At 63.4% G+C, this 10,336-nt stretch carries 10 protein-coding genes; 5 read left to right on the top strand and 5 right to left on the bottom strand.

The features are described 5' to 3' along the window. The 4 genes from QCE83_RS21100 to QCE83_RS21085 all read right to left on the bottom strand — a co-directional run. Window positions 1-702 (bottom strand): ABC transporter permease (locus QCE83_RS21100; RefSeq protein WP_309815552.1); only part of this gene is annotated, 702 nt, incomplete at its 3' end. 97 nt (window positions 703-799) lie between these two features. Next, window positions 800-1,894 carry an ABC transporter ATP-binding protein gene (locus tag QCE83_RS21095; RefSeq protein ID WP_309815359.1) on the bottom strand — a complete coding sequence of 365 codons (1,095 nt, stop codon included), beginning with the start codon at window positions 1,892-1,894 and terminating at the stop codon, window positions 800-802. Between the two features lie 33 nt (window positions 1,895-1,927). After that, window positions 1,928-3,028, bottom strand: a complete 1,101-nt coding sequence (locus QCE83_RS21090; protein WP_309815355.1) for an ABC transporter substrate-binding protein — start codon at window positions 3,026-3,028, stop codon at window positions 1,928-1,930. A gap of 51 nt (window positions 3,029-3,079) precedes the next feature. Next, a complete protein-coding gene (locus QCE83_RS21085; RefSeq protein ID WP_404985241.1) occupies window positions 3,080-4,441 on the bottom strand; it encodes an FAD-binding oxidoreductase in 1,362 nt (453 codons plus the stop codon). A 342-nt stretch (window positions 4,442-4,783) separates the two neighbouring features. Between QCE83_RS21085 and QCE83_RS21080 the strand changes: the two genes are divergently transcribed. Beyond that, a complete protein-coding gene (locus QCE83_RS21080; protein WP_309815348.1) occupies window positions 4,784-5,557 on the top strand; it encodes a DeoR family transcriptional regulator in 774 nt (257 codons plus the stop codon). Between the two features lie 11 nt (window positions 5,558-5,568). Here QCE83_RS21080 and QCE83_RS21075 read toward each other — a convergent pair whose 3' ends face one another. Continuing rightward, entirely contained in the window at window positions 5,569-6,030 is a 462-nt protein-coding gene (locus QCE83_RS21075; RefSeq protein ID WP_309815345.1) for a cupin domain-containing protein, read from the bottom strand. 133 nt (window positions 6,031-6,163) lie between these two features. Between QCE83_RS21075 and QCE83_RS21070 the strand changes: the two genes are divergently transcribed. The 4 genes from QCE83_RS21070 (at window position 6,164) to QCE83_RS21055 (ending at window position 10,306) form a co-directional block, all read left to right on the top strand. Next, entirely contained in the window at window positions 6,164-7,048 is an 885-nt protein-coding gene (locus QCE83_RS21070; protein WP_309815343.1) for a DMT family transporter, read from the top strand. 350 nt (window positions 7,049-7,398) lie between these two features. Further along, the gene (locus QCE83_RS21065) at window positions 7,399-8,508 is read left to right on the top strand and encodes a sugar ABC transporter substrate-binding protein (protein ID WP_309815339.1); all 1,110 of its coding nucleotides are present in this window, start codon (window positions 7,399-7,401) and stop codon (window positions 8,506-8,508) included. An 8-nt stretch (window positions 8,509-8,516) separates the two neighbouring features. After that, complete coding sequence (locus tag QCE83_RS21060) at window positions 8,517-9,518, top strand: ABC transporter permease (RefSeq protein ID WP_404985199.1); 1,002 nt, start codon at window positions 8,517-8,519, stop codon at window positions 9,516-9,518. Beyond that, window positions 9,515-10,306 (top strand): ATP-binding cassette domain-containing protein, encoded by a 792-nt coding sequence (locus QCE83_RS21055; protein WP_309815332.1) that lies wholly within the window; start codon window positions 9,515-9,517, stop codon window positions 10,304-10,306. The genes QCE83_RS21060 and QCE83_RS21055 overlap by 4 nt, the downstream gene beginning before the upstream one ends. The last annotated feature ends 30 nt before the right edge of the window (window positions 10,307-10,336 follow it).

Here is a 10,336-nt window from a genome sequence, read left to right as displayed (position 1 = left end):
CCAATTCAACGCCTGCAACACCTGATCGATGATCAACTGCGTAATCATCGTCTCGTGACGTCCGCCCAGCAGCGTCGGCGTGATGAAGAAGCCGATTGCCGTCACGAACACCATCAACGCCGACGCAAACACCCCCGGCAGCGACAGCGGAAAATACACCTTCCAGAACGCCGTGCCCGGACGCGCACCGAGCGTCGATGCCGCGCTCGGCAACCGCCGGTCGATGTTCTCCATTACCGAGAGCATCGTCATGATGGCGATCGGCATCAGCGCGTGCGTCATGCCTACGATCACTGCCGGCAAGTTGTAGAGCAGGCCCAGCGGTGAATCCACAAGACCGAGGTGCTTCAACACCCAGTTGAGCACGCCGTTACGCCCGAGCAGCACGACCCACGCAAACGTACGCACCAGAAAGCTCGTCCAGAACGACAGCAGCACCCAGTACAGCAGCCGGTTCTTGCGCTCGCGCGTGGCCGCCGAGATCAGGTACGCAACGGGATAGCCCACCAGCACCGAGAAGAAGGTCGTGAGCAGCGATACCTTCATCGTCACCCACAGCACTTCCACATATACCGACGAGGCAAACAGCCGCTTGTACTCGGCCATCGTGAAGCCGCTCTGATTGTGAATACTCAGCAGCAGCAATTGTCCGACGGGATAGATCAGGAACACCGTGAGCAGCACGATCACGGGTGCAGCCATCGCAGCCACGCGCAGCTTGCGGCTCAGGCGCGGGTTGCGCACCTTGCGCGGCGCGGTGCGATCGTTCTGCGCGGTCATGGCGGAAGGGTTCATCGGCTCACCCCGCGATGGCGACGGCATCGGCGGGCGACCACGACAGCGTCAGCGTCTGGCCGATCTCGTAGCGCGCACCGAGCCGGTCGGTCGGGAACGACGCCACCAGTTCAGCCGCTTCCGCGTTCTGCTGCTGGCGCTGCATGTAGAGCTTGGTCATGCCGCCGGTCACCATGATGTCGGTGAGTTTGGCGGACATCGTCTCGGCGCTTGAATCGTTGTGACCGTTCACCCGCAGGTTCTGCGGACGCAGCATCAGCTTGACCGGCTTGCCTGATTGCACTTGCGCGTCGTAGACCATCGCGCTGCCCTTGTCGATGCCTTGCATCGCGAGGCGCACCTGATCGCCTTCACGCGACGTGACCTGTGCATCCAGCAAGTTCGATTCACCGAGGAAATCCGCCACGAAGACATTCTTCGGACGGAAATAGAGATCAGCAGGCGTACCGAGTTGAGCGATCTTGCCCGCATCCATCAAACAGATGCGATCCGACATCGTCATCGCTTCTTCCTGATCGTGCGTCACGTAGATGATCGTCGTGCCGAGATCGCGGTGAATGCGCTTGATCTCCAGCTGCATGTGATCGCGCAGCTTCTTGTCGAGGGCGCCGAGCGGCTCGTCCATCAGGATGATCGACGGCCGATACACCATGCAGCGCGCCAGCGCGATGCGCTGCTGCTGACCGCCCGAGAGTTCACGCGGATAGCGTCCCGCCACGTGCGGCAGATGCACCATCTCCAGCGCATCGGCAACGCGCTTCTTCGCGCTCGTTGCATCGACCTTGCGCATTTGCAACGGGAACGCGATGTTCTCCGCCACCGTCATGTGCGGGAACAGCGCGTAGTTCTGAAACACCATGCCGATGTCGCGGTCGTACGGCGCGCCGTCGGTGACGTCGACGCCATTGATGCGGATCGAGCCGCCGTCCGCTTGCGCAAGGCCCGCGATGAGGCTCAGCAGCGTGGTCTTGCCCGAGCCGCTCGGGCCCAGCAGCGTCAGGAACTCGCCCTGCGCGACGTCGAGATCGGTCGGCGCGAGCGCGACGAAGTCGCCGTAACGCTTGCACAGACCGCTGATCTGGAGATTGATGGTTGCCATGCGGATCTCTTCCTTGATGAACGATGCCAGGCCTTAAGTGAGAATCCAGCGGTTGAAGCGCTCGAGCGCCACGCTTTGATTCTCCTGCCAGTACTTCGCATCGATATGCACGCCGGTCTTCATGTTGTCCGGGAACGTCGGGCAGTTCTTCGCCTGTTCCGGCTTCACATAGTTGAAGGATTCCGGTTGCGTGAGACCCGCCGGGAAGTACTCGACGAGCGCGGCCTGACGCTTCGGGTCGCTGGCGAACTTGATGAACTCGCGGCAAGCGTCGGCGTTCGGCGTGCCCTTCAGGATCGCCCAGTTGTCGCAGCCCCAGATGTTCTGGTTCCACACGATGCCCACCGGCGCGCCCGCGGCCATCGCCGATTGCGCACGCGAGGCCCACGTCGCGACCATCGCGACTTCGCCCGAGTTGAGCATCTGCTCGACTTGCGCGCCCGTCGTCCACCACACATCCACGTGCTTCGAGATCTTGTCGAGACTCGCAAACGCGCGATCGAAGTTGATCGGATAGACCTGGCTCGTCGATGCGCCATCGGCCATCATCGCTTCTTCGAGCGTATCGAACGGATACTTGCGGATCGAGCGGCGGCCCGGGAAGTCCTTCACGTTCCAGAGATCGGCCCACGAACTCGGCGCCTTGCGGCCCTTGAACGCATCGGTGCGATACGCAAGCACGGTCGAATAGACATTGGTGCCCACGCCGTATGCCGACATGTATTGCTTCGGAATCTTGGCGATGGTCGGATCGGACTCGAGGTTGTGTTTCTCGAGATACTCCTTGCCGCCCGAGGTCAGCAGGAGAATCGCGGGCTGGCTGATCTTCGCCATGTCCCACGCGTAGCTGCCTGCCTCGACCATGCTCTTGATCTGCGCGGTCGGCTCGGCATTGGCCTGCACGCCCACCACTTCAATGCCGGTCTTCTCGAAGAACGGCTTGTAGTACACCGCGCCGTACGCCTTGGTGTAGATGCCGCCGTCGTCACGCACGACGATGCGCTTGCTGGCCGCGCGCGAAGGCGTCCAGACGAACGGGAATGCGCCGGCCACGACGCCTGCGCCTACGGCCTTGATCGCCGAGCGGCGGGCGGGGTTGAGGATCGTTTTGTCGTTATCGTGCTTGGGCTTCATATAAGTCTCCTGCGGTAAGCGAGGGGCGGTGGTGGCTTGATGAGGGATGGATCAGAGCGGCGCGGCGGGAAAGAGACGCCCCGGGTTCATGAGGTTCGCGGGATCGAGCGCACTTTTCACGGCACGCATGATCGACAGTTCGGCCGCGGACTTGTAGTGCGCCATTTCCGGCAAGCCCGTCTGGCCGACGCCATGTTCCGCGCTGAACGTGCCGCCGAGCGCATGCGCGGCATCGTTCACGGCACGGCGCACGGCAGCGCCCGCGGCGGCCTGGTCGGGCAGCGTGCGCCAGGCATCGAAGGTGTACATCGGCACCAGATGGATGTTGCCGTCGCCCATATGGCCGACGATCACGATGCCGATCTGCGAGTCGAGCGCGAGCACCGCTTGCGTAGCCTGTTCGATGAACGCAGGCACCGCCGACAACGGCACCGCGCAATCCGTGGTCAGTCCGATGCCGGCCTTCTTGTTGGCTTCCGTCACGCTGTGCCGTACTTCCCACAGTGCGGCGCGCTGACGGTCGCTGCTCGCGATGATCGCGTCTTCGAGCAAGCCTGCTTCGGCCGCTTCTTCAAGCGTGGCCTGCAACACGCTTTCCATGTCGGATGCGCCTTGCGTGTCGCCCAGCTCGACGAGCACGTGCCAGTCATGCGCGCCTTCGAGCGGCGCGCGGCGATCCATCACGTGCTCGACGACCAGCTGCAATTGCCGTGCATTCATCAGTTCGAACGCCGAGAGGCGCGAGCCGCAGTTGGCCTGGAACATCCCGAGTATCGTCAGCGCGGCTTGCGGGTCGGTCGGCGCGAACCAGGCGAGCGCGTGATGCGTCGGCAGCGGATGCAGCTTGAGGGTCGCCGCCGTGATGATGCCGAGCGCGCCTTCCGCGCCAATGAAAAGATGCTTGAGATCGAGGCCGGTGTTGTCCTTGCGCAGCCCGCGCAGGCCGTTCCAGATGGTGCCGTCGGCCATGACCACTTCGAGGCCGAGCACGTTCTCGCGCGTATTGCCATAACGCAGCACGCTGGTGCCGCCGGCGTTCGTCGACAGCGTGCCGCCGATCTGGCACGAACCCTCCGCGCCGAGACTCACCGGATAGAGTCGCGCGACATCGGCGGCTGCATCCTGCACGGTCTTGAGGACACAGCCCGCTTCCACTTCCATCGAACCGTTCGCGGCATCGATGCTGCGAATGCGGCGCATGCGCGCCAGACTGACGATGACGGGCGGCACACCGTGCGTCGCCGGCACCGAGCCGCCGCACAGGCTGGTGTTGCCGCCTTGTGCGAGCAAAGGTACGCCCGCCGCCGCGCACAGGCGCACGACACCCGCGACCTGCTCCGTCGACGACGGCTGCACCACGCACAGCGCCGCACCGCGATAACGCCCGCGGAAGTCCTCGACGAAACCGCTCATGTCCTCCGCCGCGGCAATGACCGCGTCATCACCCAGCAGACTGCGCAAACGGCCGATCAACTCAGATTCATCAAACAAGGCAAGCTCCATGGGGGCAAGGGTTCCACCCGTCGTTTGAGGCAAGAATAGGAGCGCCAAAATTGAAATAAAATCACAGTGATCGAATAGCGATTACTTTAGTCATGCTGCAATGCATTCTTGCTTAAGTTCAAGTACTTGGAAACTTAAAAACTTGGTGCAAACGCGCCAAAAGGATGGCGCCGGCGCCTTGGGTCAAGGGCGCGTTTCGTCGTACACTCGCGCATCCGCCATCACACCACTCCCGCGCCCGTGCGCAACGCGATGACCCTCGACCCAGCACTCAACGGCAGACAGCGCGCATTGCTCGATCGTGTCGCGCGAGATGGCTTCGCGACCATCGAAGACCTCGCCGCGCATTTCCAGGTGACGCCGCAGACCATTCGGCGCGACGTCAACTGGCTCTCGGAACAGAACCTCCTGCGCCGCTATCACGGCGGCGCGAGCACGCTGACCAGTTCGGAAAACACGGCCTACACCGCGCGGCAGCAGATGTATCTGGAGGAGAAGCAGCGCATCGCGCGACGCGTGGCTGCGGAGATCCCGAATCAGGCGACGCTCTTCATCAACCTCGGCACGACCACCGAGGAAGTGGCGCGCGCGTTGTGCCAGCACACGGGTCTGCGCGTCATCACGAACAACCTGAACGTCGCGAACATTCTCGCGGACGGGTCGGACGCCGAGGTGCTGGTGGCAGGCGGCCAGGTGCGCGCGCGCGACAAGGGCGTGGTGGGCGAGCAGGCGGTCGACTTCATCCGCATGTTCAAGGTCGACTTCGGGATCATCGGCATTTCGAGCATCGAGGAAGACGGCACGCTGCGCGACTTCGATATCGCCGAGGTGCGCGTGGCGCAGGCCATCATCGAGCAGTCGCGCACCGTGTTCCTCGCCGCCGATCATTCGAAGTTCGGGCGCGCCGCGCTGGTCAAGCTCGGGCATCTGTCGCAAATCGACGCGCTCTTCACCGATGCCCCGCCACCCGACTGGATGGCCGACACGCTGGCCGCCGCAGACATCGCCGTGCGCGTGGCGCACTGAATCCCGGTCGTTCAGACGTCCTGTATCGGCGAGCCGTCCTTGTGCACGAAACGGCCGTCCGCGTTGGCGCTCATCATGTCGATGTCGGAACAGGTCGTGAGATCTTCATGGACGCGGCTGCCGACTTCCAGATACACCGCCACCGCGTTCGAGCGGTTGATCAGGTGATGACCGTTTCCCGTTCCCTTCGGAAAGGCCGCGCACTCACCCGCGCGCAGCACGGTTTCGCCTTCATCTTCGATCAGCACGAGTTCGCCTTCGAGCACCTGCACGAACTCGTCCTCGTGCGAATGCCAGTGACGCTGGCTCGACCATCCGCCCGGCGGCAGATGCATCAGGTTCACGCCGAAGTCGCGCAGGCCGCCTGCGTCGCCGAGACGCTGACGCGTGCGCGTGGCACACGGCGCGGCGAAAGGCTTCGGATAAGCCGATCCCGCGATCTTCGGAACAGCGGCGATATCAACCTTGGGCATGCTGGCTCCTTGCGCTCAGGTTAAAGAGCATCGCTCAAAGAGCGGCGCATGTGCAACCACGGCTTGCCATCGGCGGCATGCTGGGTTGCAATGACAGGCCCGGCTTCACCCATCCACCAACAAGGACGCGAACATGATGCAGGATCAACGGCGCTGGCTCGCACTCGGCGGTCCGGTTGTGTTCCTGCTGCTCTGGTCGGCGGGCTTTCCGATTGCCAAGACCGGCCTGCACTACGCGTCGCCGCTGACGTTCCTCTCCATTCGCTTCGCACTGAGCGTAGGCGTGCTGCTCGCGGTCTGCGCGATCAAGCGTCCACGCTGGCCCGCCGATGCACGCGGCTGGCGGCATCTCATCATCGTCGGCTTTCTCGTGCAGGTGATGTACTTCGGCCTCAGCTATCTCTCGATGACCGCAGGCATCGCCACCTCGGTGCTCGCGCTGATCGTCTCGTTGCAGCCGATCCTCGTCGGCGTGCTCGCACCGAAGCTGGTCGGCGAACGCATCGGCGCGCGTCGCTGGATGGGCCTGTTGCTGGGCCTCGCGGGCGCAACCGGCGTGATCCTCGCACGCGGGCCCTTGCAGGCATCGTCGCTCGGGCCGGTGCTGCTGGCAGTGGGCGCGCTGATCGGCATCACGGGCGCGATGCTCTACGAGAAGCGGCTCGGCACCGCGCAGGATCCGCTCACGTCGAATCTCGTGCAGTACAGCGTCGGCTTCGTGTTCTGCGCGCCCATGGCGCTGCGCTTCGAGCACACGCAAGTTCACTGGACGCCCACGCTCATGGCGACGCTCGCGTATCTCGTGATCGGCAACTCGCTGATCGCCATCACGCTGCTGCTTGCGATGACGCGCGCGGGCAAGGTGTCGCAAGTGGCGTCGCTGTTCTTCTTCGTGCCGCCCGCCGCCGCCGTGATGTCGTATCTGATGCTCGGCGAAGTGCTGCCAGTGAGCGCATGGTGGGCGATGGGCGTCGCGGTGCTGGGTGTAGCCATCGCCACATGGCGGCCGCGCGCATAGCGTCTTGCGCGTGAAATCAGGGCGTTGCCCACTCTGTGAGAACGCACGATGAATAGCATGACTATATGACTTCAATGGCCGGGAAAACGCTAATCGCACGCGTCGAAAGTGCTGCATATAGTTTGTCTATTGAAGCCGACGCGCGGCATTTCGCTTTTCCCAATTACTAGTTCAAACACGCCGCGTTTTCGCACAATCCTCTCGCGCACTGCCTGCCACGTCATGGTCTCTGGCGGCATCTTTCATCGGTGAAAGATGCCCGCTCATGACGTGCCGCTGAAACCCTGTATCTGAAAGCGATCGACGATCAGTCGACTCATCGACTCACGAAGAACAGACCGGAGGAAGACATGGCGCAGAATCGGGACGACGACACGAAAGACGGCAACGGCTTCATCAATTCGAGCCGGCGCGGGCTCATGCAAGGCGCAGGGCTCGGCGCCGCGCTCTCGCTGCTCGGCGGCGTGGCCGGCACCGGCGGGCTGATCTCCAGCGCGCAGGCCGCCGAAGCCGCGTTTCCGCAGCACAAGAAATGGAAGATCGTGTTCGTCAATCACGTGACGACCAACCCGTTCTTCGTGCCGACGCAATACGGCATTCAAGACGCATGCTCGATGTTCGGCATGGACTATCAGTGGACCGGCTCCGCCACGTCCGATGCCGGTGAAATGGTGCGTGCCGTGAACTCCGCCATCGCCGCGAAGGCCGATGCGATCGCCGTGCCCATCGTCGATCCGAACGCCTTCGACAAGCCCATCCAGGCCGCGCTCGACGCCGGCATTCCGGTCTTCGCCTATAACGCCGATGCCCCGCGCGGCAAGAGCAATCCGCGTCTCGCGTATATCGGACAGGATCTGTATCTGTCGGGCTATCAGATGGGCGAGCGCATCGCGAGCATGATCGACAGCGGCATGGTCGCGCTGTTCATCGCAACGCCCGGTCAGCTCAACATTCAGCCGCGTCTCGACGGCGCCAGCGACGCCATCAAGAAGTCCGGCAAGAAGATCGACATCCAGACCGTGGCCACGGGCGCGACCGTCAACGAGGAACTCTCGAAGATCAAGGCGTTCTATCTCGGCCACCAGGACCTGAAGGGCATGTTCGCCGTCGATGCAGGCAGCACCCAGGGCGTCGCCCAGGTGATGAAGGAATCTAACCTGCCGTCGAAGGGCGTGCACGGCGGCGGCTTCGATCTGTTGCCGCAGACCATCCAGCTCATTCACGAAGGCTTCCTCGATTTCACCATCGACCAGCAGCCCTACGTGCAGGGTTTCTATACGGTCATGGAAGCGTTCCTGTTCCTCGCTTCGGGTGGGCTGGTCGGACCGGCGAACATCAATACGGGTCTCAAGTTCGTGACGAAGGACACCGTCGAGCCGTACCTCAATACGTCGACGCGTTATGAAGGCAAGACCACCAAGCCGGAAATCGTGCCGATGAAAGGCGCAATCAAGTCCTGATGAACTCGATGAACCAACCTGGCAACGCAGCGACACCCGCGCGGATTGCACCCCCGCGCGGGGCATGGATGTCGCACTGGGCGCCCGAGCTGCGCATCCTGCTGGTGGCCGTGCTGCTCTCGGCTTACTTCCAGTTCGTCAATCACGACTTCCTGCTCAGCGGTCCGAGTCTCGTCAACCTGTCGCAGTTCATCGCGCCGGTGGCGATCATCGCGTTCGGCGAAATCATGCTGATGATCGGTGGCGACATCGATCTGTCAGCGGGCATGGTGTTCGCCTTCGCGCCCTTCATGATGGTCTTCGCCAACGACGCCGGCGCGCCGATGTGGCTCGCGGTGATCGCGGGACTCGTCGCGGCGGCGATCATCGGCTTCGTCAACGGCGCCGTGACGGTGTTCCTGCGCCTGCCTTCGTTCGTGACGACGCTCGGCACGCTGTTCCTCATCAACGGCATCACGCTCACCGTGTCGCGCGGCACGCCGGTCGCAACGCCGGGCACGCCCACGTTCGCCAACGTGATGGGCGCGTGGGGCTACAGCGAGATCATCTGGACCGTGGCGATCGCCGTCGTCATGCATACGCTGCTGCGCCACACGCGCTGGGGCCTGCATACGCAGGCGTCGGGTGCGAATGCGCTCGGCGCGAGCGAGGCCGGCATTCATGTGAACCGGCTGCGGCTCGGTAACTTCGTGCTCGCCGCCGTGCTCGCGGGCTTCACCGGCATCCTCGAAGGCTTTCGCATCACCTCCATCGATCCGCAGGCCGGCGGCAACCAGATCATGTTCCTCGCGGTGGCGGCGGCGGTGATCGGCGGCACGCCGCTGACGGGCGGTTCGGGCACGATCGTGGGCGGCCTGCTCGGCGCGGCGGTGCTCGGCATCCTGAGCGACGGCTTCACGCTGATCGGCATCAATGCGTTCACCTTCAACATCATTCTGGGCGCCGCGATCCTCGCCGCGATGATCTTCAATATTCACGTCGGGCGCATTCGCCGCAAGGGAGCGCGATGATGTCGGAAGCGCAAACAGCTACGGCCGATCTCGCGTTGCGCGGCGATCATATCGTCAAGCGTTTCGGCGCGGTGACGGCGCTCGACGGCGTGTCGCTCACGCTCGGCAAGGGCGAGATTCTCGGCATTCTCGGCGACAACGGCGCGGGCAAGTCCACGCTCGTCAAGATCCTCACGGGCTTTCATCAGCAGACCGAGGGCGCGCTGCACGTGCATGGCGAGGAGACGCTGCTCAAGTCCGTCGACCATGCGCGTTCGCTCGGCATCGAATGCGTGTATCAGGATCTCGCGCTGGCGAATTCGTTGTCCATCTATCACAACATGTTCCTCAACCGCGAAATCGTGCGGCGCGGGCCTTTCCGTCTCGTCGATCACAAGCAGATGCGCGAACGCGCGGCGCAATTGCTCGACGATATCGGCGTGCACGTGCCTTCCGTCGATCTGCCGGTGGAACGGCTCTCGGGCGGACAACGCCAGGCCATCGCGGTGGCGCGCGCCGTGAATTCGAACGCGAGAATCCTGCTGCTCGACGAACCGCTCGCCGCGATGGGCGCGCGCGAGGCCGCGCTCATCATCGACCTGGTGATGCGATTGAAGGAGAAAGGCGGCCTCTCGATCATCATGATCATGCACAACTATGCGCAGACGCTCGACATCGCGGATCGCATCATGTTGATGCAGCGCGGACGCGTGACCTACGAGCAGCGCAGCGCGAACACGTCGGTGGCGGAGCTGATGGATATCGTGAGACGGGAATACCGGGCGATGCGCGCGACCACCGCGCATTGAGCGTCATCGACGTTTGAGCCAGTCGCGGTG

The sequence above is a fragment of the Caballeronia sp. LZ034LL genome (genome assembly GCF_031451215.1).
GTDB lineage: Bacteria > Pseudomonadota > Gammaproteobacteria > Burkholderiales > Burkholderiaceae > Caballeronia.
Note: the sequence above shows the minus strand (reverse complement) of the source record. Positions and strands in the feature narration are given on the sequence as shown.